Below are 23170 nucleotides of genomic sequence, written 5' to 3'. Positions count from 1 at the left end.
CCGTCACCGGGCCGACGGCCGCAGCCAGGCCGCGATCCGCTCCTGGACGGCCGGCGGGAAGACGTCCTTCGGCACCATGCCGTGGACCGTCTTCGGGGGCAGCGCGCTGTACGAGGAGCCGCGCTGGTCCGCGTACTGCGTGATCCGGAAGCCGACCGCCATGCCGCACAGCGCGTACGCCTCGGCGGCCGTGATGCCGGCCGCGGCCGGCAGCCAGGCCACGAGCCCCCGCAGGCAGGCGAGGAGCGCGTCGTCGAGGCTGCCGGCGAAGCCGAAGCCGATCCAGTGCGTCTCGGTCTCCGCGAGCGGGGCGTCGAGCGCGACGGACTTGTGCACGTCGTAGCGGATCCGCAGCTCCTCGGCGGCCGACTTGATGCCCGTCTGGTCCACCATGCCGTCACCCTGCGCCGCGTGCACGTCGCCGATCCACACCCGCCCGCCGGGCTTGGCCACCGGCAGGAACAGCGAGGACCCGGCGGTGAGTTCGCGCAGCACGAGGTTGCCGCCGTACGGGCCCGCGAGCAGCGCGCTGACCGGCTCGTCACCGGCCGGCTCGACGGCCGTGATGCCGAGGAAGGGAGCCAGCGGGATCACGGTCCCCTCGGCGTAGGCCGCCGTGCGGCGCTCCTCGTCGAAGCGGAAGTAGTGCAGGTACGGCTCGGTGAAGTCGTCACGCAGGGCGCCCGAACCCGGGTGCGAGGCGTTGCAGCCCCAGTCCCGGGGGCGCAGCTCGGTGAGCCGGCACTCGATCACGTCGCCCGGCTCGGCCCCCGCGACCTCCACGGGACCCAGGAGCGGAAACGGGTTGCCGGGATTGCGCCGGCGCACGTCGACCAGTTCCTCGAAGGACATCCCGAACGCCAACTCGTTGTTCCAGTTGGTCCAGGTGTCCGGGTAGCTCACCACATCGCCGGATTCAATTTTCGCGACCGCCGGGGCAGTCGGGTCGAGTATGCCCGAACGCACGGTGACGGGTGTTGACTCGACCGTATGTATCTCCATGGCCTACGACGCTAGGACAGGCGCCGTCCGAATATCAAGGCATTCCGTCGGCGTTCTCACGACTACCAGACCTGGGGATGTCGAGCCCTCGGATCGACCTCTATCTTGAGACCTGGTGAACGACCATTTCAGCGGGCCGATACGCGAGGCCGGAACGCCGTGCCTCAATTGACTGGTGCGCTGACGGCCTCGCTCCCATGAGTCGAATGGAGAACGTGGTTGCAAGGCAATAGTCATTACGTCCGGCAGATCCTGGACGCCCTCGGTGCCAATCCCCTGAATACCCCCCTCATATGTGAGGACGTGTCCACGACCGCCGGATCCCTCGCCGATTCGGTCACCTCGGCCGCCCACGCCATGCGCGCGCAGGGCATCGGTCCCGGCAGCGTGGTCGCCGTCCTGACCAACGCCAACACCCCGGCGACGCTGATCCTTCGCTGGGCGGCGAACCTGCTCGGCGCCACGGTGGTCCACCTCAGGGGAGTCAACGCGGTCAACCCGCTCGACCAGCTGCCGCTGGAACTCCAGCTCGACATCCTCACCGACGTCCGGGCCACCCTGGTGGCCGTCGACGCCGACAACGCCGACCGCGGCCGCGCGCTGTGCGACGCGCTGAAGACACGTCCGCCGCTCGCCGGCCTCGGCGCGTTCGGCCCCGACATCGTCGACCTCACCGCGGCCCCCGCCGACGCGTTCGACCCCGATACCGCCGAGAGCGGCGACATCGCCGTCGTCACCTACACCAGCGGCTCCACCGGCCGCCCCAAGGGCGTCAGTTGGGCGTTCGAGGTGAAGAACGACATGGTGGCGACCTCGGCGGCCCGCGGGGTCCCGGCGAACTGCCTCGTCACCGCGCCGCTCACACACTCCAGCGGCTTCGCCGCCGACGACACCGTCATCACCGGCGGCCTCGTCGTCCTCCAGTCCGCCTTCGACGCCGCCGAGGTCCTCCGGGCGATCGGCCGGTACGGGATCACCCGCCTCGTCCTGTCCGCGCCCCAGGTGTACGCGCTGACCGAACACCCCGCCATCGGCAGCGCCGACCTGTCGACCGTCCGGGAACTCTTCTACACCGGCAGCGCCGCCTCCCCGGACCGCATCGGCAAGGCCGTCGAGGTCCTCGGCCCGGTCATCATGCAGGTGTACGGCACGAGCGAGAGCGGCCTGATCAGTCTCCTCCTCCCGGACGACCACCGTGACCCCGCCCTGCGGGCCACCGTCGGCCGCCCGCCCGAGGGCGTCCGCGTGACCATCCGCGACCCCGAGGACGGCCGCGTCCTGCCGGCCGGCGAGCCAGGCGAGGTCTGCGTCGTCTCCCGCTGGTCGATGGAGCGTTACTGGAACGAGCCCGAGCTCACCGCCCGCACCGTCCGCGACGGCTGGATCCACACCGGGGACATCGGGCACCTCGACGACGCCGGATACCTGCACCTGCACGGCCGGATCGCCGACGTCGTCAAGACGAACGGCATCAAGGTCTACCCGGCGTCCGTCGAGCGCGCCCTCCTCGACCACCCGGAGGTAACGGAAGCGGCCGTCTTCGGCGTCGAGGACGTGGACCGGCTCGAACGGATCTGCGCCGCGATCGTCCCGACGCCGGACGCCGCCCCGGACGCCGAGGAACTGCGCCGGCACGTGGGCGAGCGGCTCACGGCGAACCACGTACCGGCCGACATCGAGCAGCGTGCCGCCCTGCCGGCGCTCGCCCTCGGCAAGCCCGACCGGCTGCGGCTGCGCGCCGAGGCCCGGGAGCGGCTCGCGGTCACCGACGCCCGATGGCCGGTGGCCTGACATGACGAAGCCGAACACGACGACGGGCGGCACGGCCGCGCCGTTCGGGACCGCCCCCGAGGAGAAGGACGGCATGGCCACCACCACACACGGCACGGAGCACGACAGCGGCCCCCACCAGGCCCCGGTCACCCCCGCCGAACTGCTGGAGCGGCGGGCCAAGGACCGTCCCGACGCCACCGCACTCGCCTCCGCCGAGGAGACCCTCACCTACGAGGAGTTCAACCGACGCGCCAACCGGCTCGCCCACCTCCTCCTCGCCCACGGCGCGGGCCCCGAGAAGCTGGTCGCCCTCGCCCTGCCGCGCTCGGTCGACATGGTCGTCGCCACTCTGGCGGTCGCCAAGACCGGCGCCGCGTTCCTGCCGGTCGACCCCGCCTACCCGGCCGACCGCATCGCCTTCGTCCTCAAGGACGCGGCCCCCGCACTGGTGGTCACCGCCCGCGCCTCGGCCGACCGGATCCCGCCCGGCCCCGGCGCCGGCCGCCTCGTCATCGACGAGCCGGACACCGCCGACCGGATCGCCGCGGCTCCGGACGCGAACCCGGCGCTCGTCGAGCTGGACGCGTCCCTCACGGCGGCCGGCCTCGCCTACGTCATCTACACCTCCGGCACCACCGGCACGCCCAAGGGCGTCGCCGTCACGCACGCCGGCCTCGCCGGTCTCGCCACCGCAACCGTCGAGCGGATGGCCGTCGACGCCGACAGCCGACTGCTCCAGTTCGCCTCGCCGAGCTTCGACGCGTACGTGTTCGAGCTGCTGGCCGCCCTCGAAGCGGGCGCCACCCTCGTCGTCCCGCCGCCCGGCACCCTCGCCGGCGAGACCCTGACCGAGGTCCTCACCACACTGGCCGTCAGCCACGCCGTGCTCCCGCCGGTCGCCGCCGGCGGCGTCCCCGCGGCGGAACTCGGCGCGGTACGCAGCCTGCTCGTCGCGGGCGAGGCGTGCACCGCCGAACTCGTCGAGCGCTGGACAGCACGGGACCGCCGCATGGTCAACGCGTACGGCCCGACCGAGGTGACCGTCTGCGCCACCATGACCGGACCGCTGACCGCGGCCGGGACCCCCTCGCTCGGTACCGCGATCCCCGGCGCCCGGACCCACGTCCTGGACGCCGAACTGCGCCCCGTGGCCATAGGGGAGACCGGCGAACTCTACGTCAGCGGCGACGGCCTGGCCCGCGGCTACCTGCGCCGCCCCGGTCTCACCGCCGAACGATTCGTCGCCGACCCCTTCGCGGCCGACGGATCCCGCATGTACCGCACCGGCGACCTGGTCTCCCCGCGGCCCGACGGCGGCCTCGACTTCCACGGCCGCGCCGACGACCAGGTCAAGCTCCGCGGGTTCCGCATCGAGCTCGGCGAGGTGTCGAGTGTCCTGACCGGGCACCCCTCGGTCGACCAGGCCGTGGCCGTCGTCCGCGAGGACCAGCCGGGAAGCCGGCAGCTCGTCGCGTACGTGATCGTCGGCCGGACCTACGGCAAGCCCGCCCCGACCGCCGCCGAACTGCGCGAGTTCGCGGCCCGCAGCCTGCCGGACCACATGGTGCCCGCCGCCTGCGTCACCGTCACGGCCTTCCCGACGACCCCCAACGGCAAGCTCGACCGCCAGGCCCTGCCGGCGCCCCAGACCACGGCCGACACGGCCGGAAGGGCGCCCGGCACCCCGGCGGAATCGGCCTTCGCAGCCATCTTCGGTGAGCTGCTCGGCGTGTCCGAGGTCAAGGCCGACAGCAACTTCTTCGCGCTCGGCGGCGACAGCATGCTCGCCATCACCGTCATCCTCAAGGCGCGGGAAGCGGGCTACTCCATCTCCCCCCGCGAAGTGATCAGCAACCCGACCGTCGAGGCACTCGCCGCGGTCGCGAGCGGCGCCGACACCGCGACGGACCGCTGAGGGCGACGCCCGGCCCCGCCGAACCCGCATACGCGCAACGCGGACTGGAGACCCCGATGACCGAGACCCCGACGACCGAGGCACCGATGACGACGACCGAGGCACCGAAGACCGCGGCACCCAGGACCGAGACCCCGAGGGCCGGAAACCTGACGCCCGTCCCCCCGCACCAGAGCAAGCCGATGGCCGACCCGGCCGAGCTGGAGAGCCTCGACCTCGCCGACCCCGTCCTCCACGCGGAACGGGACCTGACCGAGGTGTGGAGCCACCTCCGCGCCGAACGCCCCGTGTACTGGCAGGAGGCGCGCGGCTCCCAGCCCGGCTTCTGGGTGGTCAGCCGGCACCAGGACGCCATGGCCGTCTACCGCGACAAGGAGCACTTCACCACCGAGGGCGGCAACGCCCTGGGCACGCTGCTGACCGGCGGCGACTCCGCGGCCGGGACGATGCTGGCCGTGACCGACGGCGTCCGCCACTCCCAGATCCGCAACATCCTGATGAAGGCCTTCTCGCCGCGGATGCTGCACGACATCCGGGAAGGCCTGCGCGAGACCGTCGACGGCCTCCTCGTCGCCGCCATCGAGAAGGGCGAGTGCGACTTCGCGGAGGACGTCTCGGGCAGCGTCCCGCTCGGCGCGATCTGCGACCTGCTCGGCGTGCCGCGCTCGGACCGCAAGTACCTCCTCGGCCTCACCTCCCGCGCCTGGAGCTCCGACCACGCCGACGCCCCGCCGGAGGACAGCTGGACAGCCAAGAGCGAGATCCTGCTGTACTTCGCGGACCTGGCCGCCACCCGCAAGCACAGCGACCACGACGACGTCGTCAGCCTCCTCGCCAACAGCCAGATCGACGGCGAACGCCTCAGTGACGCCGAACTCATGGCGAACTGCTACGGACTGATGATCGGCGGCGACGAGACCGGCCGCCACGCCATCACCGGCGGCCTGCTCGCGCTGAAGCAGTACCCCGAGCAGTGGAAGGCGCTGCGCAGCGGCGAGGCCAAGCTCGACACCGCCGTCGAGGAGATCCTGCGCTGGACCGTGCCGTCCATCCACGGCGGCCGCGCCGCCACCGGCGACGTCGTCGTGAACGGACAGCTGATCAAGGCCGGCGACGTCGTCAGCGTCTGGATCTCCTCGGGCAACTTCGACGGCGACGTCTTCGCCGACCCGTACCGATTCGACCTGAACCGCACGCCCAACAAGCACCTCACCTTCGCCCACGGCGCGCACTTCTGCCTGGGGCACTACCTCGCCCGCATGGAGATCGAGGCGGTCCTCGACGGCCTCCGCCGCATGGTCACCGACATCGAGCAGACCGGCCCGGAGAGCTGGATCTACTCCACGATCCTGCACGGCATGCACTCCCTGCCGGTCTCCCTCAAGCCCGACCCCAACGGCATGCCCAAGGGCTGACCCGCCCGCCCCCTCGCGGCTCCCACCGCGACGCAGCCCCCGAAAGGCGCACTCATGACCCACCCCTTCGAAGACCCGGACGGCAGCTACCTCGTCCTCGCCAACGAGGAGGAGCAGTACTCCCTCTGGCCCGCGTCCGCCGCCGTACCGGCCGGCTGGCGCGGCGTCATGGGGCCGGCGGCCCGGGCGGCATGCCTGGACCACGTCGAGTCCGTGTGGCTCGACATGCGCCCCAAGAGCCTGATCGGGTCGATGGAGGGCGCGTGACCTCGGGCACCCCCCGTTCCGGTGGCGTGGCGGTCGTCACCGGAGCGGGCCGGGGCATCGGCGCCGCCACGGCGAAGCGCCTCGCGGCCGACGGCTCGGCCGTCGTCGCCCTCGACCTCACCGAGGGCCATGCGGCCGGCACCGTCGCCGCGATCCGCGCGGCGGGCGGGCGTGCCACGGCCGCCGGATGCGACGTCACGGACTCCGGTCAGGCCGACGCCGCGATCGATCGTGCGGTCGCGGAGTACGGACGGCTGGACGTCCTCGTCAACAACGCCGGCGTTCTGCGCGACAACATGCTGTTCATGATGAGCGACGACGACTGGGACACCGTCATCGACGTCCATCTGAGGGGCGCCTTCGTGTGCTCACGCGCCGCACAGCGGCACATGAGGCGACAGGCGTCGGGGAAGATCGTCAACCTGAGCTCGGTCGCCGCCGACGGCAACCGCGGCCAGGCCAACTACGCGACGGCCAAGGCGGGTGTGCAGGGTCTCACCCGCACCCTGGCGATCGAGCTGGGCCCGTACGGGATCAACGTCAACGCCGTCGCTCCCGGCTTCGTGGCCACGGCCATGACGGACGAGACCGCACGCCGCACGGGCGCCGATCCAGAGGTGTTCCGGCGGGCGGCGGCCGCCAGGTCGCCGCTGCGCAGGGTCGGCTCACCCGAGGACATCGCCGCGGTGGTGTCGTTCCTCGCCGGCGAGGACGCCGCCTACGTCACGGGCCAGACGCTCCACGTGGACGGCGGGCCCCAGTAGCCCGCCCCTGCGCGGGGCCGGCGTCCGCACCCGCCCACGTCGGCACCGCCACGCCCGCCACCCAGCCACACCTCCCCCCGAACGCCCGCCATCCCCGCGCCCGGCACTTCCGGCCAGGCCCCAGGAGGACCCCCATGCTTGATCACCGGCTCTCTTCCGAGTACGAGGACCTTCGCCACACCGTCGCCGCGTTCGCCCGGGACGTGGTCGCCCCGGAGATCGGCGCCTACTACGAGGAACGGCGGTTCCCGTACGAGATCATCGCGGAGATGGGCCGCATGGGCCTGTTCGGGCTGCCCTTCCCCGAGGAGTACGGCGGCATGGGCGGGGACTACTTCGCCCTCTGTATCGCCCTGGAGGAGCTCGCCCGCGTCGACTCCTCGGTGGCCATCACCCTGGAGGCGGCGGTCTCGCTCGGCGCGATGCCGGTCTACCGCTTCGGTACGGAGGAGCAGAAGCGGGAGTGGCTGCCGAAGCTCTGCTCCGGTGACGTGCTCGGCGCGTTCGGCCTGACGGAACCGGGCGCCGGTTCGGACGCGGGCGGGACGCGGACGACGGCCGTACGGGACGGCGATCACTGGGTCGTCAACGGGTCCAAGTGCTTCATCACCAACTCCGGTACGGACATCACGGGTCTGGTGACGGTCACGGCGGTCACCGGCCGCAAGCCGGACGGCCGTCCGCTGATCTCCACCATCGTCGTCCCGTCCGGCACCCCGGGCTTCACGGTCGCCGCCCCCTACTCCAAGGTCGGCTGGAACGCCTCCGACACCCACGAGCTCTCCTTCGACGACGTCCGCGTCCCGGTGGAGAACCTCCTCGGCGAAGAGGGCCGGGGCTACGCCCAGTTCCTCCGCATCCTCGACGAGGGCCGCATCGCGATCGCCGCCCTCGGGACGGGCCTGGCCCAGGGCTGCGTCGACGAGTCGCTCGCGTACGCGCGGACCCGCCAGGCGTTCGGCCGCCCGATCGGCGCCAACCAGGTCATCCAGTTCAAGATCGCCGACATGGAGACCCGGGCCCATATGTCGCGCCTGGCCTGGCGGGACGCGGCCTCCAGGCTGCTCCACGGTGAGCCCTTCAAGAAGGAGGCGGCGATCGCCAAGCTCTACTCCTCCGAGAGTGCGGTCGACAACGCCCGTGAGGCGACGCAGATCCACGGCGGATACGGCTACATGAACGAGTCGGCGGTGGGCCGGTTCTGGCGGGACTGCAAGATCCTCGAGATCGGCGAGGGCACGTCGGAGGTCCAGCGGATGCTGATCGCGCGGGAACTCGGAATGACGTCATGAGGAGGCGGACACCGACGGGCCGGGGCCGTACGCGATGACACACCGGGCACCTGTGTTGAAAAGTGCGGTGGACCCCGCGTCGGCGGCCTGGCAGGCGAACGAGGCAGCCCATCGCGAGCTGGCCGCGACCCTGCGCGACAAGCTCGCCGCGGCCGCGCTCGGCGGCGGCGAGAAGGCCCGCGCCCGGCACACCGCCCGCGGCAAGCTGCTGCCGCGCGACCGTGTGGACACCCTCCTCGACCCGGGCTCGCCCTTCCTGGAGCTGGCCCCGCTCGCGGCGAACGGGATGTACGGGGACGCGGCGCCGGCGGCCGGGGTCGTCGCGGGTATCGGGCGGGTCTCGGGCCGGGAGTGTGTGATCGTCGCCAACGACGCCACCGTCAAGGGCGGCACGTACTACCCGATGACGGTGAAGAAGCACCTGCGGGCGCAGGAGGTGGCGCTGGAGAACCGGCTGCCGTGTCTGTACCTCGTCGACTCGGGCGGCGCCTTCCTGCCGATGCAGGACGAGGTCTTCCCGGACCGGGAGCACTTCGGGCGGATCTTCTACAACCAGGCCCGGATGTCCGGCGCCGGCATCCCGCAGATCGCCGCCGTCCTCGGCTCCTGCACGGCGGGCGGCGCGTACGTCCCGGCGATGAGCGACGAGGCGGTGATCGTCCGAGGGCAGGGGACGATCTTCCTGGGCGGCCCGCCGCTGGTGAAGGCGGCCACCGGTGAGGTGGTCACGGCGGAGGAGCTGGGCGGCGGCGAGGTCCACTCCCGGATCTCCGGCGTCACCGACCACCTGGCCGAGGACGACGCGCACGCCCTGCGGATCGTGCGGAACATCGTGGCGACGCTGCCCGGGCGCGGCCCGCTGCCCTGGTCGGTGGAGCCGGCCGAGGAGCCGGCGGCCGACCCCGCCGGTCTGTACGGGGCGGTGCCGGTGGACTCCCGCACGCCCTACGACGTCCGCGAGATCATCGCGCGGATCGTGGACGGCTCCCGCTTCCAGGAGTTCAAGTCCGAGTACGGGCAGACGCTGGTCACCGGCTTCGCCCGCATCCACGGCCACCCGGTCGGCATCGTCGCCAACAACGGCATCCTGTTCGCCGAATCGGCCCAGAAGGGCGCCCACTTCATCGAGCTGTGCGACCAGCGCGGCATCCCGCTGGTCTTCCTGCAGAACATCAGCGGCTTCATGGTCGGCAAGGCGTACGAGCACGGCGGCATCGCCAAGCACGGCGCCAAGATGGTGACGGCGGTGGCGTGCACGCGGGTGCCGAAGCTGACGGTCGTCGTCGGCGGGTCCTACGGCGCGGGCAACTACTCGATGTGCGGGCGGGCGTACTCGCCCCGCTTCCTGTGGATGTGGCCGGGCGCCACGATCTCCGTCATGGGCGGCGAACAGGCCGCCTCCGTCCTCGCCACGGTCAAGCGCGGCCAGCTCGGTGACGCGTGGAGCACCGAGGAGGAGGAGCGCTTCAAGGATCCGGTCCGCGCCCAGTACGAGACGCAGGGCGACGCTTACTACGCGACGGCCCGGCTGTGGGACGACGGGGTCGTCGACCCGATGGAGACCCGGCAGGTCCTCGGGCTGGCACTGACCGCGTGCGCCAACGCGCCCCTGGGAGACCCCCAGTTCGGCGTCTTCCGGATGTGAGGGTGAGGACGTCCATGTTCGACACAGTGCTCGTCGCGAACCGAGGTGAGATCGCGGTCCGCGTCATCCGCACGCTGCGCGCGCTCGGCGTGCGTTCGGCCGCGGTGTACAGCGAGGCGGACGCCGACGCCCGGCACGTGCGGGAAGCGGACACGGCGGTACGGATCGGGCCCGCACCGGCCTCGGACTCCTACCTCTCCGTACCGGCACTCCTCGACGCCGCCGCCCGCACCGGCGCGCAGGCCGTCCACCCCGGCTACGGCTTCCTCGCCGAGAACGCCGCCTTCGCGCGGGCCTGCGCGGACGCCGGGCTCGTCTTCGTCGGCCCGCCGGCCGAGGCCATCGCCCTGATGGGCGACAAGATCCGGGCGAAGGAGACCGTGCGGGCGGCCGGCGTCCCCGTCGTCCCCGGCGCCGCCGACCCCGGCCTTGAGGCGGCGGCGCGTGAGCTGGGCGCGCCGGTGCTGATCAAGCCGAGCGCGGGCGGCGGCGGCAAGGGCATGCGGCTCGTCCGCGGCCTGTCGACGCTGACCGACGAGATCGCGGCGGCCCGCCGTGAGGCCCGCGCCTCCTTCGGCGACGACACGCTGCTCGTCGAGCGGTGGGTCGACCGCCCCCGGCACGTCGAGATCCAGGTCCTGGCGGACGCCCACGGAAACGTGATCCACCTCGGAGAACGCGAGTGCTCCCTCCAGCGCCGCCACCAGAAGATCGTCGAAGAAGCCCCGTCCGTGCTCCTGACCCCGGAGATCCGGGCGTCGATGGGCGCGGCGGCCGTCGAGGCGGCCCGCTCGTGCGGCTATGTCGGCGCGGGCACGGTCGAGTTCATCGTCCCGGGGGGCGACCCCGCCTCGTACTGCTTCATGGAGATGAACACCCGGCTCCAGGTCGAACACCCCGTCACCGAGCTGATCACCGGCGTGGACCTGGTGGAGTGGCAGCTGCGGGTGGCGGCGGGCGAACCGCTCCCCTTCGCGCAGGAGGACGTCACCCTGACGGGCTGGGCGATCGAGGCGCGGATCTGCGCGGAGGACCCGTCCCGGCGCTTCTTGCCCTCGGGCGGTACGGTCCTGGCCCTGCACGAGCCGGCGGGCGAGGGGGTCCGCACGGACTCCGGCCTCTCGGTGGGCACGGAGGTCTCTTCCCGCTACGACCCGATGCTCTCCAAGGTCATCGTCCACGCCCCGACCCGCGAGGCGGCCCTCCGCCGCCTGCGCGCCGCCCTGGCCGACACCGTCACCCTCGGTGTCCCCACCAACGCCGGCTTCCTCCGCCGCCTCCTCGCCCACGCGGACGTCGTCACCGGCGCCCTCGACACGGGCCTGGTGGAACGCGACGCGGAAAGCCTGGTCCCGCAGGGCGTTCCGCCGGAGGTGTACGCGGCGGCGACGTTGGTGCGTCACTTCCCCCGTCCCGCCCCTTCCCGGAACCCTGCCGGGGACTGGGCCGACCCGTTCGGGTCTCGTGACGGCTGGCGCCTGGGCGGCCGACCGGCCTGGACGCCGCACCACTTCCGTATCCCCGGCCACGAGCCGGTGCGCGTCCGGGTACGCGGCCGCGAATCGGCAGCACAGCTCGTGCTGGGCGACGCGGAACTCCCGCCCGGCGCAACCGGCGTGCTCGCCGCTGCCCTCGACAGCGATCCCCCGGCCCCCCACAGGGTTTCGGGAAGGGGCGGGGCAGGGGAACTCCTCCTGTACCTCGACGGCGTCACGCACCGCTTCACCGTCGCCCCCTCCCCGGAGGGGATCTGGCTGGGCCGGGACGGCGACTCCTGGCACGTCATGGACCACGATCCCGTCGCCGCCGCCCTCTCCGGCGCCCGGCACGGCGGGGCCGGCACGCTCGCCGCGCCCCTGCCCGGCACCGTGACCGTCGTCAGGGTGGCCGTCGGGGACGAGGTCGAGGCCGGGCAGAGCCTGCTCGTCGTCGAGGCGATGAAGATGGAGCACGTCATCCGCGCCCCGCACGCCGGCACCGTCACCGTACTCGACGTCACGCCCGGCACCGTCGTCGCCATGGACCGGATCCTCGCCGTGGTCAGTGCGACGGGAGCGGTTGAGGCGCAAGATCCACCCGTCGGATAATGCAGAGATATTGCCCTGACTCATGGGCAACCGCACGTCATCACTTGCCGTTCGAAAGGCTTCCATGTCGATTCCGTCGCTGGACCACTCCGAATCCGCCATCGTCTCCCGACTCCGCGCCGCGGGATGCGTGTTCGCGGAGGACGAGGCGCAGATGATCATGTCTGCGGCCGGTAGCGCCGCCGAGCTCGAAGAAATGGTGGAGCGCAGGGTCGTCGGTCTGCCACTCGAACAGGTCGTCGGCTACGCCGAATTCTGCGGTCTCCGCATCGAAGTGGGCGCCGAGGTATTCGTTCCGCGGCGGCGCACCGAGGTACTTGTCCACGAGGCCGCGCGGCTCGCTCCGGCGCGGGCGGTCGTCGTCGACCTGTGCTGTGGCTCCGGCGCGTTGGGCGTCGCGCTCGCCGCCTTGCTGGACGAGGCCGAACTGCACGCCGCGGACGTCGACCCCGCCGCTGTCCGCTGCGCTCGGCGCAACGTCGTCCCGGCTGGGGGAGAGGTGTACGAGGGTGACCTCTTCGAGCCTTTGCCGGCGAGGTTGAAGGGCCGGGTGGACGTCCTGCTGTCGAACGTCCCGTACGTGCCCACCACGGAGATCGAACTCCTTCCGGCCGAGGCCCGCGAATACGAGGCGCGGGTGGCTCTCGACGGCGGCGTGGACGGTCTCGAGGTCCTGCGGCGTGTCGCGGCCGAAGCATCGGAGTGGCTGGCTCCGGGCGGCGTCCTGCTGTTCGAGACGAGCGAGCGGCAGGCCGACGCGGCGGTGGCCGCCGTGACCGGCGCCGGTCTGCTCGTGCGGGTGGCCACGGACGACGAACTGGATGCCACCGTGATCGTCGCGAGCCGCTCGGACGCCTCCTGACGGGTGCCCGTGAGGGCCGGCCGATCGGGCCGGCCCACCGGGCCAGGGCTGCGAGGCCGGGAGCTGCCGGGGCTCGGAGCTGCGAGTCCGGCAGCCGCCGGGGCTCAGAACTGCCGGGCGTACTCCTCGGCTTCCTTGTGGGCGCGGGCGAGGGACGCCTCGGCCTGCGGGCGGAGCGCGGCCATGGCGGGGTTGGCGGGGGCCATGGTCAGCTCGGGGACGACGAAGTCGACGTCCAGGCCGAGCGAGCCGCCGAGAATGGTCTTCAGGTAGGGCGTGACGTGGTCCATGCCCTCGCGGGGGCTGCCGGGGCCGTAGCCGCCGCCGCGGCTCGCGACCACCACGGCGCGGCGGCCGCGCGTGGGCACCTGGTCGGGGTTGCCGAAGAGGACGCGGCCGACGACGAAGACCTGGTCGACCCAGGCCTTGAACGCGGACGGAACCGAGTTGTTGTACATCGGCACCGTGAACAGGTAGGCGTCGGCCCCGTGGAACTCCTCGATGAGGGTGTCCTGGAGGGCTATGGCCGCCGCCTGGGCCTCGGTGCGCTCCTCGGGGGCGGTGGTGCGAGCGGTGACCGCGTCGGGGGTGAGGTGGGGCAGGGGGTCGGTCGCGAGGTCGCGGTGGACGACGGTGAGTTGGGGGTTCTCCTTCTGCCACGCGGTCAGGAAGGTGGCCGCGACGTCGCGGGAGACCGACCGGTGGGGGACGGCGGAGGAGTCGATGTGCAGCAGGTAGGTCATGTTCGCATTTCATTTTCGGATCGGGTGGAACAGCTCCATGGTCCCCCAGTCGCGGAGGAAGAGCCACGCCCTGACGACGCTCCGGCATCCCCCGACTTGACAGTTTTTTCGATCGAAGGGCCCTCGGACGGACCGCGGGGCACCTGGTGGGAAAGAAGGAATCCATGGAATGCGACTCTCCTCATGCTCTGTCGATTACGGGGGAAACTCGGCTCTATGCCGTACTCGGTGACCCCGTGGCCCAAGTGCGGGCACCGGCCCTCCTCAACCCGCTCTTCGCGCGACTTGGCCTGAATTCGGTGCTGTTTCCGGTTCATGTACGGCCGGATTCCTTCGACGAGGTCTTCCGAGGGCTGCGGAGTACCGACAATCTGGACGGGATACTCGTCACCATTCCGCACAAGGCGGCTGCCATGCGCCTCGCGGACGAGGTCAGCCCGGCTGCCGCGGCCTCCGGCGCCGTCAACGCGCTGCGGCGTGAACCGGACGGTCGCTGGACCGGTGAGAACTTCGACGGCATCGGATTCGTCACCGGACTGACCGAAGCCGGGCACCGTCCCGACGGAATGCGGGTCTCAGTGGTCGGTGCCGGAGGTGCCGGCAGCGCCGTCGCGGCGGCCCTGCTGGCGGCGGGCGCGGCGCGGGTGGCCCTGTGCGACCCGGACGCCGCAAAGCTGGACGCGCTCCTCACGCGGCTCGGCGCGTACTGGCCGGGCCGGGCGACAGGGGGCCGTACGCCCGTGTTCACGGACGCGGACCTGGTGGTCAACGCGACCCCGCTCGGCATGCGCCCCGGCGATCCGCTCCCTTTCTCCCCGCAGGACCTCCCGGCGCGGTGCGTGGTCGCCGATGTGATCATGAAGCCGAGGGAGACCGAGCTGCTGCGGGCCGCCGCGGCCTCGGGCCACCCCGTCCTGTACGGAGCGCCCATGCTCGACCACCAACTCGACCTCTACCGGCACTTCTTCCGGCTGGACAGGACCGTCGTGGACAGGGGACGGCGCGGTGAGTGAGATCCGGCCGCGGACAAGGAGCAGTCGCTCGCGCAGGCGTACGAGGCGGGGGTGGTGTGCCCCGACGAGTTCTTCCTGCACCCCGATCCGTACGTCGGCCGTGAGGACTGGAGCGCGGCGAGGGTGGCCTACATGCTTGCCCGAACGGCCCGCGAACACCCCGAGAAAGTGAGCAAGCGACTCGCCCTATTACGCTCATGCGGCTGTTGTGCCCTCGGGTAAGTCGGCATCTGATCGGCATCAGTCCCCGCACATTCCGAGGCGGGTGTCCGAACAGGCGCTTGGTCGGCGGCGTCACACCAGTCTGGATCGCTCAGCAGCGCAGGCAGGCAACCGTCTCGCCTGATCGAACCGATGTTCATGACGATCTTCGAGCCCGGTGCGTGCCAGTGTAAAGTGAAGAGTGCCCTTGACCTGCAAAAAGCAGGCAGGGAGCCGTCTTCTAGGAGTCCAACATGCTGCGCACCATGTTCAAGTCCAAGATCCACCGCGCCACCGTCACCCAGGCCGACCTGCACTACGTGGGATCGGTGACCATCGACGCCGATCTGCTCGACGCCGCCGATCTGCTGCCCGGCGAGCTGGTGCACATCGTGGACATCACCAACGGTGCCCGACTGGAGACGTACGTCATCGAGGGCGAGCGAGGGTCCGGAGTCGTCGGGATCAACGGCGCCGCCGCTCACCTCGTCCACCCGGGCGACCTGGTGATCATCATCAGCTACGCTCAGGTCACCGGCGCCGAGGCGCGGTCGTTGCGGCCGCGGATCGTGCACGTGGACGGCGACAACCGTATCGTCGCCCTGGGTGCCGACGCGTCCGAGCCGGTGCCGGGCTCGGACCAGGAGCGCAGCCCGCAGGCCGTGTCGGCCTGACGCACCGAACCTGCGCGGACGACGAGGAGCGTGGCCGTGAGCGACATCGACATCCGTGACGACCGGGCGGCGGGCCGCCTGGAGGCTATCGGCGGCGGTGAGGTCGTCGGCCGCATCGAGTACTTCGTCCTGGACGCCCCCGAGCGCGCCCTCGTCCCCGTGCACACCGTGGTCGAGCCGGCCCACGAGGGCCAGGGCATCGCGGGCGCGCTCGCGCGTGAGCTGTACACCGTCGCGCGCGGCGAGGGCGTCGCCGTCGCCCCGCTGTGTCCGTACGTCGTGAAGTGGGCCGAGCGCCACCCGGACGAGGCTCCCGCGGCCGCTCCCGAGCTGCTGCGCGCGGCGAACGAGTGGCTCGTGGCGCATCCCGAAGGATTCTGAACGAGATCTGCGAGCTCTGCGAGGTCTGCCAGGTATCCGAAGCAGCCGAGGGCTCCGAAGTCTTCGAGGCCGGGAGGCCGGGAGGCCTTCGAGGGCCGCCAGGTTTCCGACGCCTGGGAGGGCTCCGAGGAACCGGCACTCCGAGGAACCAGACCCCCGAGAGGGCCCCGGACTCCGAGAGCTGTGTGGGTCACGAGGAACTACTACGACAAGGAGGCCCGCGTGCTGGCGCTGCTGCACACGTCGCCCGTTCACGTTCCGGTCTTCGACGCCCTGCGTGACGAGGCACACCCGGGCCTGGAACTGCGCCATCACGTCGTCGCCGAGTTGCTCGACCGGGCGCGGCGCGAAGGGCCGGAGGCGGTGACGGACGACGTGCGGGCCGTGCTCCGGCAGGCCGTCGCAGAGGGCGCGCGGGCCGTTCTGTGTACCTGCTCGACCATCGGCGGTGTCGCCGAGGCGGCCGCCGACGGTGCCGGGGTACCGGTCCTGCGGGTAGACCGGCCGATGGCCGCCGCCGCGGTGGCCGCGGGTCCGCGCGTCGTCGTCCTCGCCGCCCTGGAGAGCACGCTCGCGCCGACCGCGGCACTGATCGGTGAGGAGGCCCGCACCGCCGGCCGTCCGGTGGCGGTGCGGAACCTCCTGGTCGGCGGTGCCTGGCAGCGGTTCGAGGGCGGCGACAACGAGGGGTATCTGCGCCTGGTGGCGGACGCGGCCGACGCCGTCCGTGACGCCGACGCGATCGTCCTGGCCCAGGCGTCCATGGCACCGGCCCGGGAACTGACGAAGGCCTCCGTCCCGGTGCTGGCCAGCCCCGCGCCGGGACTGGCCGCCGGGGCGGCGGCAGCGCGCCTCGGATAGTCTCCGTCGCCGCCCGTGTCGTCTTCGTGTCGCCCGGCACGGCGAGGGTTCGCCTGGGCCGCCCGGGTTTGGCCGTTCGTGCGGGGGAGTGAGTGGGGAGGCGGCGGTCGGGTAGGCGGGGGACAAGTCCAGAGCCGATGTCGACCGATTGGCCGGAGGACAGCAGTCATGACGAACCCGTATCCGGATCCCGTCCCGCCCGGGCCCACCCCGGGACCCGCTCCCGGTCCGGACCCGGAGCCACAGCCGCACCCGGACCCGGTGCCGCCCCCGGGCCCCGCTCCGGCGCCCCCGCCGCCCGGCCCCGGTCCGGAACCGACACCCCCGCCTCCGCCTCCGGGCCCAGGCCCGGAACCCACGCCCCAGCCTCCGGGGCCCGGCCCGCAGCCGCCCCCGCCGCCCCCGCACCCGGGTCCCCCCGAGCCCTCACCGTCGCCGATCCCGCCGGGGCCGGAGCCGGTGCCCAACCCGGAACCGGGGCCGCCACTCACCTGAGCCACGGGGAACGGCCGCACGGACATGCGGCAAACAGACATACAAGGAGACGGGGACGGGGACGGGGACTAGGGCTTGGGACCAGGGCTGGGACTGGGACCGGTGGGTGATGGGCTGGGCTGGGCTGGGGGGGGGTGTGCGACCGCACGGCCCGCCCATCGCCCGCCCTGACCCGTCACCCACCACCTACGACTACGCGGTGACCTCCGACCGGTCCCCGCCCCACACCGTGTGGAACGCACCGTCCCGGTCGGTCCGGCGGTACGTGTGTGCCCCGAAGTAGTCCCGCTGCCCCTGCGTCAGAGCGGCCGGCAGCCGCTCCGCCCGCAGGGCGTCGTAGTAGGCGAGGGCGGCGGCGAAGCCGGGCGTCGGGACGCCCTGCCGGGTCGCGGCGATCAGGACCTCGCGCCAGTCGTCCTGCGCGTCGGCGATCTCCCGCGCGAACGTCCCGTCCGACAGCAGGCTCGGCAGGTCCGGCCGGGCGTCGTAGGCGGCGCGGATGCGGTCCAGGAAGGCCGCGCGGATGATGCAGCCGCCGCGCCAGATCGCGGAGACCGCGCCCAGGTCGATGTCCCAGCCGTACTCCTCGCTGCCCGCCGCCACCTGGTGGAAGCCCTGCGTGTACGACACGATCTTCGACGCGTACAGTGCCTGCTCCACCCGGTCGGCGAAGGCGGCCGCCTCCGCCTGGCCCAGCGGCGACGCCTCGGGGCCGGCCAGGCCGCGCGACGCCTCCCGCAACGCGGCGTGCCCGGACAGGGAACGGGCGAAGACCGCCTCCGCGATGCCGGACACCGGAACGCCCAGGTCCAGCGCGATCTGCACCGTCCAGCGGCCCGTGCCCTTCTGCTCGGCCTGGTCGACCACCACGTCCACGAACGGCTTGCCCGTCGCCGCGTCCACGTGGGACAGCACTTCGGCGGTGATCTCGATCAGGTAGGAGTCCAGGCGGCCGGTGTTCCAGGTGCGGAAGATGTCCGCGATCTGCGCGGGGGAGTAGCCGGCGACGTCGCGCAGCAGCTGGTATGCCTCCCCGATCAGCTGCATGTCGGCGTACTCGATGCCGTTGTGCACCATCTTCACGAAGTGCCCGGCGCCGTCCGGACCGACGTGCGTCACGCAGGGGGACCCGTCCGCCGCCTTCGCGGAGATCTTCTCCAGCAACGGGCCGAGCGAGTCGTACGACTCCTTCGAGCCGCCCGGCATGATGCTCGGGCCGTGGAGCGCGCCCTCCTCGCCACCCGAGATGCCGGTGCCGACGAAGTGGATGCCCTGCTCGCGCAGTTCGCGCTCCCGGCGCCGGGTGTCCGCGAAGTGGGCGTTGCCCCCGTCGATGATCATGTCGCCGGGCTCCAGCAGCGGGGCGAACTCCTGGATCACCGCGTCGGTCGGGTCACCGGCCTTCACCATGATCACCAGACGCCGCGGGCGCTCCAGCGCCGCCACGAACTCCTTGGCGGTCTCGGTCACGACGAAGTCGCCCTCGCTGCCGAACTCCTCCGCCAGCGCGTGCGTGCGCGACGCGGTCCGGTTGTGCACCGCGACCGTGTAGCCGTTGCGGGCGAAGTTGCGGGCGAGGTTGCGGCCCATGACCGCGAGACCCGTGACGCCGATCTGCGCTGTAGTGCTCATTGGGTTGGCTCCTAGTGACCTTGGTGTCTGTGGTGCCCTGTATCCGTGGGTCCGTGGGTCCGTGGGTCCGTGGGTCCGTGGTGCCCGCCAGTATTGCCGGTCTGCCCGCTCGACCATCCTGACGTGCCGGTACGCCGGCCGCACCTTCTTCCGTGCCGACGGACACCAGTACGCACGGCAGGACCCGGTGGCTCAGTGGGTGGGCGTCGCATCCGGCCAACGACCATTCCTTCTTGGCCACTTGGCGTGACCAACCGGCCGATTGCCGTCTTGTCATGGCCTGTTGGTGACGCTTACTTTTGCCACTCCTGACGCAATGTCGAGGGGGACCTCCATGGCCGTACGCGGCCGGCACCGCCGGTATCAGCCGAACAGGATCAACCGAGCCTCACTGACCGTCACCGCGGGCGGCGCGGGACTGGCACTCCCGCTCATCGGTACCGGCACGGCGCACGCGGCCGACGTGGAGACCTGGGACAAGGTCGCCGCCTGCGAGTCCACCAACGACTGGGACATCAACACCGGCAACGGCTACTACGGCGGGTTGCAGTTCACCCAGTCCACCTGGGAGGCGTTCGGCGGCACCGAGTACGCCCCGCGCGCGGACCTGGCCACCAAGGACCAGCAGATCGCCATCGCCGAGAAGGTGCTCGACGGGCAGGGCCCCGGCGCCTGGCCGGTGTGCTCCGAGCGCGCCGGGCTGGCCCGGGGCGGCGACGCCCCGGCAATCCGTCCGGCCGGAGGGCCGGGGGCCCAGAGGAGCGCGGAGAAGTCGGCCGCCGAGGCGTCCGCCAAGGCTTCGGCCAAGAAGCCCTCCGCGAAGGCCGACTCGGTGAAGGACGTCCAGCCCCAGACCACACCGCAGTCCCGGGCCGGCAAGGCCAAGATGTACACGGTGGTCACCGGCGACACCCTGTCCGGCATCGCCGACACCCAGCGGGTCCGCGGCGGCTGGCAGGGGCTGTACGACGCCAATCGCGAGGCGATCGGAACGGACCCCGACCTGATCCTGCCGGGCCAGCGCCTGGCACTGCGCGGCGAGGGGACCGCCGCGGCCTCCCGCGCCGGGTCGGGGACGGCCGCGAAGCCCGAGGCGACGGCGGCCAAGCCGAAACAGGAGCAGAAGCAGGGGAAGCAGCCGAAGAGGTCGTCGCCGGACAGCGGCAAGGACAAGCAGGACAAGCATGACAAGCAGGACAAGAATGAGAAGGCCGAGAAGGCGCGCAAGACTGAGAAGGCCACCGCCCGGCCCGGCGTCGTCGCGCCCGTCGACGCTCCCACCGGCACGCCCTACCATCAGGCGGGCTCTTCCTGGTCGAAGGGCTATCACACCGGCGTGGACTTCCCTGTCCCCACCGGCACCTCGGTCAAGTCGGTGGCGGCGGGCCGGGTCGTCAGCGCGGGCTGGGGCGGCTCCTACGGGTACCAGGTGGTAGTCCGGCACAGCGACGGCCGCTACTCCCAGTACGCGCACCTCTCGGCGATCTCGGTGAAGGACGGCCAGTCGGTGGGCGCGGGCCAGCGCATCGGCCGCTCGGGCTCCACCGGCAACAGCACGGGCCCGCATCTGCACTTCGAGGTGCGGACGGGACCCGGCTTCGGATCGGACGTCGACCCGGTGGCGTATCTGCGGGCCGGTGGCGTCAGGCTCTGAGTGGCGTCAGGATCTGATCCGCACCCGGTTCCGGCTCAGGACGGGCGGCGGGACGAACAGACCGCCGTAGAAGGGGCCGTAGGAGAGCGGTGCGTCGTCGCTCTCCGGCGGTTCCCGGTCCCTGTAGCCATCCTCGTACCGCTCCTCGGCGGGGACGGCGTCCGCAACCGCCGGTGATGCCGGGGAGGGTACGAAGATCTTGTCGGGCAGCGGGGTGACCCGCGTCCCGCCTCCGTCCCGAAAGTCCGGGCCATCCCGCATGTCCCGCATACCCCGCGTATCCCGGACACCTCGACCGTCCGAGGCATCCCGCACGTCCCGGACCAGCGCGTCCTCGGCCGGTGCGGCCCCGGAACCGGCGGGCCGGGCCACCGTCGGGACCGCCACGGCCTCCTCGGCGCCCTCCCGTGCGATCCGTTCCGTCGTCAGCAGGATCAGGCCACCCGCGGCCACCACACCGCAGCTCAGCGCGAGCACGGTGCCCGTCGTCCCGTAGCGGAAGGTTTCGCCGAACATCGTGATGCCGACCACCGCGGCCACCACCGGGTTCACGACCGTCAGCGTGGCCAGCGGGGCCGCGAGACCGGCACCCCGGTAGGAGGCCTGCGACAGCAGCATGCCCGCCGTGGCGAGCACGCCGATCACGGCCATGGACGGCAGGTCGGCGGCCGACACCCCGCCGGTCCAGTCGACCGCGACCGTCTTGGTGAAGACCGAGGACATCCCGAAGGCTATGCCGGACCCGGTCGCCAGCAGGATGCTGCGGACCGCCGGGTGCCGATGCGCGGCGCGGCCGGCGATCATCAGAGCCACGACCACAGCGCCGGTGACGACGGCCGCCCCGACCCGCTGCCCCGTGTCCAGCGACTGCGCGTCGGACGCGCCGACCAGGGACAGCAGACCCGCGAGACCCACCGTCGCCATGAGCGCGCCCCGCCAGGCCGTCGCACCGGCCTTGCGGCCCACGAACAGCGCCGCCATGGGCAGCGCGAACACGATGGTGAGCGCGCCCAGCGGCTGCACCAGGCTCAGCGGGCCGAGAGCGAGGGCCACGACGTGCAGCAGGCCACCCAGAGCGTTGAGTCCGACCGCCGCCCACCAGCCGGGCCGGCGCAGCGGAGCGTACTGAGCACCCGGCGAGGACGCCGCGACCTGCTCCTGTACGATCGCTCCGCCCGCGTACGCCACGGCGGAGACGAGCGACAGCAGCACGGACAACGCGAGGGCGCTCATCGGCTGCTCCTCTGCGTGAGGCGGGGGCCCTGGGCCCGGCGCGGCGAACGGTCGTCTTCCATGGACAACACGATGCCGTCTCAGGGGCTTCCCGTCGTCGTCCCTGAGCACTCATTGGGTCCTACTGCCGATGGAGTATGACGGCGGTGCCGTCCTCCCCAGGGTGGGTGCCCGAAGGGCCGGACCCCTTACCAAAGTCCCTAGGGGCCTTGATACTACTGCTCTCCGTGGACCCCGACGTGAACTTCGACTCCGGCCTCGACTCCGGCCTCGACTCCGGCCTCGATCCCGGCCTCGCCGCGCTCCGCCCGCTCGGCGGCTTCTTCGTGCTGCGTGCCTCGCAGCCGTCGCCGACCGAGCCGTTCCCCACCCTCGCACACGCCTACGCACCGGTGGACGGAGGAGCGGCGCCGGACATGCACGCACGGGCCAGGGAGGATCCGCTCGCCCGCCGTGTCAGGAGGGTCGCCGCCGCACTCGGCGCCCCCGAGATCCGCGTCGCCGCCTCCGTGGCCCACCAGGGGCTGGCGGCCCGCCTGTGGTCGGTGGCACTCGGATGTGCCGTCCTCTGCGACGGAGTCCCCGACCTCGCCCCGCGACTGCTGCGCTGGGACCCCGACGCAGGCGCCCCCGACGACCTGTGGCTCGACGGGGTGCGACCACTGCCCGGTGACGCCGGCACCCTCGCGGAGGCCGTGCTCGACGGCCACCTGACACCGCTGGCGGTGGCCCTGCACGCCCGGTACCGCGTCGCGACCGGTCTGCTGTGGGGCAACGCCGCCTCCGCGCTGGCGGGCGCCGGCCGGGAACTGGAGCGCTGGGCCGGCCACCACGGCCGTGCCGACCTCGCCGCCCGCGCCCGCTCGCTGACCGCCGGCCTGCTCGGCCATCCCGTGCTCGCCGGTACCGGCACCCTCACCGTCACCGGTGGCCCCGGCTCCGTCACCGGTGGCCCCGGCTCCGGTGGCCCCCGCACCGGCTTCCGGCGCCGCAGTTGCTGCCTGTACTACCGGGTGCCCGGCTCAGGGATCTGCGCCGACTGCTGCTTCTCCCGGCCGCCGGGACCTCCTCGGCGGACCACGTCTCCTGGGCCGCTGGCGTCTCCTCGGCCGCCCACGTCTCCTGTGTCGCCAGGGCCTCCTCGGCCGCCCACGTCTCCCGGGCCGCCGGGAGCTCCCCGGTCTCCGCAGCCCCGGCGCTCTTCCCCAGGCGCTCCATCTGGGTGACCATGAGAGGACCAGCCGCCGAGCACGGGAGGTTC

19 protein-coding genes are annotated in these 23170 nt (G+C 72.3%); 15 read left to right on the top strand and 4 right to left on the bottom strand.

Annotation, left to right across the window (positions count from 1 at the left end; genetic code table 11):
* Window positions 1-3: 3 nt before the first annotated feature.
* Window positions 4-1002 (bottom strand): acetamidase/formamidase family protein, encoded by a 999-nt coding sequence (locus ACZ4V1_RS32130; RefSeq protein WP_468343398.1) that lies wholly within the window; start codon window positions 1000-1002, stop codon window positions 4-6.
* A gap of 303 nt (window positions 1003-1305) precedes the next feature.
* Here ACZ4V1_RS32130 and ACZ4V1_RS32125 point away from each other — a divergent pair, with 303 nt between their 5' ends.
* The 9 genes from ACZ4V1_RS32125 to ACZ4V1_RS32085 all read left to right on the top strand — a co-directional run bounded on the left by ACZ4V1_RS32125 (window position 1306) and on the right by ACZ4V1_RS32085 (window position 13022).
* The gene (locus ACZ4V1_RS32125) at window positions 1306-2793 is read left to right on the top strand and encodes a class I adenylate-forming enzyme family protein (RefSeq protein WP_468343395.1); all 1488 of its coding nucleotides are present in this window, start codon (window positions 1306-1308) and stop codon (window positions 2791-2793) included.
* Between the two features lies 1 nt (window position 2794).
* Complete coding sequence (locus ACZ4V1_RS32120) at window positions 2795-4690, top strand: non-ribosomal peptide synthetase (RefSeq protein ID WP_468343392.1); 1896 nt, start codon at window positions 2795-2797, stop codon at window positions 4688-4690.
* Window positions 4691-4746: 56 nt separating this feature from the next.
* Complete coding sequence (locus ACZ4V1_RS32115) at window positions 4747-6105, top strand: cytochrome P450 (RefSeq protein WP_468343389.1); 1359 nt, start codon at window positions 4747-4749, stop codon at window positions 6103-6105.
* A gap of 54 nt (window positions 6106-6159) precedes the next feature.
* A complete protein-coding gene (locus ACZ4V1_RS32110; protein ID WP_468343386.1) occupies window positions 6160-6372 on the top strand; it encodes an MbtH family protein in 213 nt (70 codons plus the stop codon).
* Entirely contained in the window at window positions 6369-7136 is a 768-nt protein-coding gene (fabG, locus tag ACZ4V1_RS32105) for a 3-oxoacyl-ACP reductase FabG (RefSeq protein ID WP_468343383.1), read from the top strand. The genes ACZ4V1_RS32110 and fabG overlap by 4 nt, the downstream gene beginning before the upstream one ends.
* Window positions 7137-7270: 134 nt before the next feature.
* Window positions 7271-8428, top strand: a complete 1158-nt coding sequence (locus tag ACZ4V1_RS32100) for an acyl-CoA dehydrogenase family protein (protein ID WP_468343380.1) — start codon at window positions 7271-7273, stop codon at window positions 8426-8428.
* A gap of 34 nt (window positions 8429-8462) precedes the next feature.
* Window positions 8463-10073, top strand: a complete 1611-nt coding sequence (locus ACZ4V1_RS32095) for a carboxyl transferase domain-containing protein (protein ID WP_468343377.1) — start codon at window positions 8463-8465, stop codon at window positions 10071-10073.
* A 14-nt stretch (window positions 10074-10087) separates the two neighbouring features.
* Window positions 10088-12160, top strand: a complete 2073-nt coding sequence (locus ACZ4V1_RS32090) for an acetyl/propionyl/methylcrotonyl-CoA carboxylase subunit alpha (protein ID WP_468343375.1) — start codon at window positions 10088-10090, stop codon at window positions 12158-12160.
* Between the two features lie 64 nt (window positions 12161-12224).
* Complete coding sequence (locus ACZ4V1_RS32085) at window positions 12225-13022, top strand: putative protein N(5)-glutamine methyltransferase (protein WP_468343428.1); 798 nt, start codon at window positions 12225-12227, stop codon at window positions 13020-13022.
* Between the two features lie 104 nt (window positions 13023-13126).
* Here ACZ4V1_RS32085 and ACZ4V1_RS32080 read toward each other — a convergent pair whose 3' ends face one another.
* Window positions 13127-13765 carry an FMN-dependent NADH-azoreductase gene (locus ACZ4V1_RS32080; protein ID WP_468343372.1) on the bottom strand — a complete coding sequence of 213 codons (639 nt, stop codon included), beginning with the start codon at window positions 13763-13765 and terminating at the stop codon, window positions 13127-13129.
* 164 nt (window positions 13766-13929) lie between these two features.
* Between ACZ4V1_RS32080 and ACZ4V1_RS32075 the strand changes: the two genes are divergently transcribed.
* The 4 genes from ACZ4V1_RS32075 (at window position 13930) to ACZ4V1_RS32060 (ending at window position 16895) form a co-directional block, all read left to right on the top strand.
* Window positions 13930-14778 (top strand): shikimate dehydrogenase family protein, encoded by an 849-nt coding sequence (locus ACZ4V1_RS32075; protein ID WP_468343369.1) that lies wholly within the window; start codon window positions 13930-13932, stop codon window positions 14776-14778.
* A 455-nt stretch (window positions 14779-15233) separates the two neighbouring features.
* Window positions 15234-15653 carry an aspartate 1-decarboxylase gene (gene panD, locus ACZ4V1_RS32070; RefSeq protein WP_468343366.1) on the top strand — a complete coding sequence of 140 codons (420 nt, stop codon included), beginning with the start codon at window positions 15234-15236 and terminating at the stop codon, window positions 15651-15653.
* A gap of 36 nt (window positions 15654-15689) precedes the next feature.
* Window positions 15690-16034, top strand: coding sequence for a GNAT family N-acetyltransferase (locus tag ACZ4V1_RS32065; protein ID WP_468343363.1), 345 nt, complete (start codon window positions 15690-15692; stop codon window positions 16032-16034).
* 222 nt (window positions 16035-16256) lie between these two features.
* Entirely contained in the window at window positions 16257-16895 is a 639-nt protein-coding gene (locus ACZ4V1_RS32060) for an aspartate/glutamate racemase family protein (RefSeq protein WP_468343425.1), read from the top strand.
* A 687-nt stretch (window positions 16896-17582) separates the two neighbouring features.
* Here ACZ4V1_RS32060 and gndA read toward each other — a convergent pair.
* Window positions 17583-19022 (bottom strand): NADP-dependent phosphogluconate dehydrogenase, encoded by a 1440-nt coding sequence (gene gndA, locus ACZ4V1_RS32055; RefSeq protein ID WP_468343361.1) that lies wholly within the window; start codon window positions 19020-19022, stop codon window positions 17583-17585.
* Between the two features lie 334 nt (window positions 19023-19356).
* Here gndA and ACZ4V1_RS32050 point away from each other — a divergent pair, with 334 nt between their 5' ends.
* Complete coding sequence (locus ACZ4V1_RS32050) at window positions 19357-20676, top strand: transglycosylase family protein (protein WP_468343358.1); 1320 nt, start codon at window positions 19357-19359, stop codon at window positions 20674-20676.
* A 6-nt stretch (window positions 20677-20682) separates the two neighbouring features.
* Here the strand turns inward: ACZ4V1_RS32050 and ACZ4V1_RS32045 are convergent, their stop codons facing one another.
* Entirely contained in the window at window positions 20683-21909 is a 1227-nt protein-coding gene (locus ACZ4V1_RS32045; RefSeq protein ID WP_468343355.1) for a DMT family transporter, read from the bottom strand.
* 227 nt (window positions 21910-22136) lie between these two features.
* Here ACZ4V1_RS32045 and ACZ4V1_RS32040 point away from each other — a divergent pair, with 227 nt between their 5' ends.
* Entirely contained in the window at window positions 22137-23135 is a 999-nt protein-coding gene (locus ACZ4V1_RS32040; protein ID WP_468343352.1) for an IucA/IucC family C-terminal-domain containing protein, read from the top strand.
* Window positions 23136-23170 lie beyond the last annotated feature (35 nt).

This window comes from Streptomyces sp. NPDC028991, from assembly GCF_055564775.1.
Note: the sequence above shows the minus strand (reverse complement) of the source record. Positions and strands in the feature narration are given on the sequence as shown.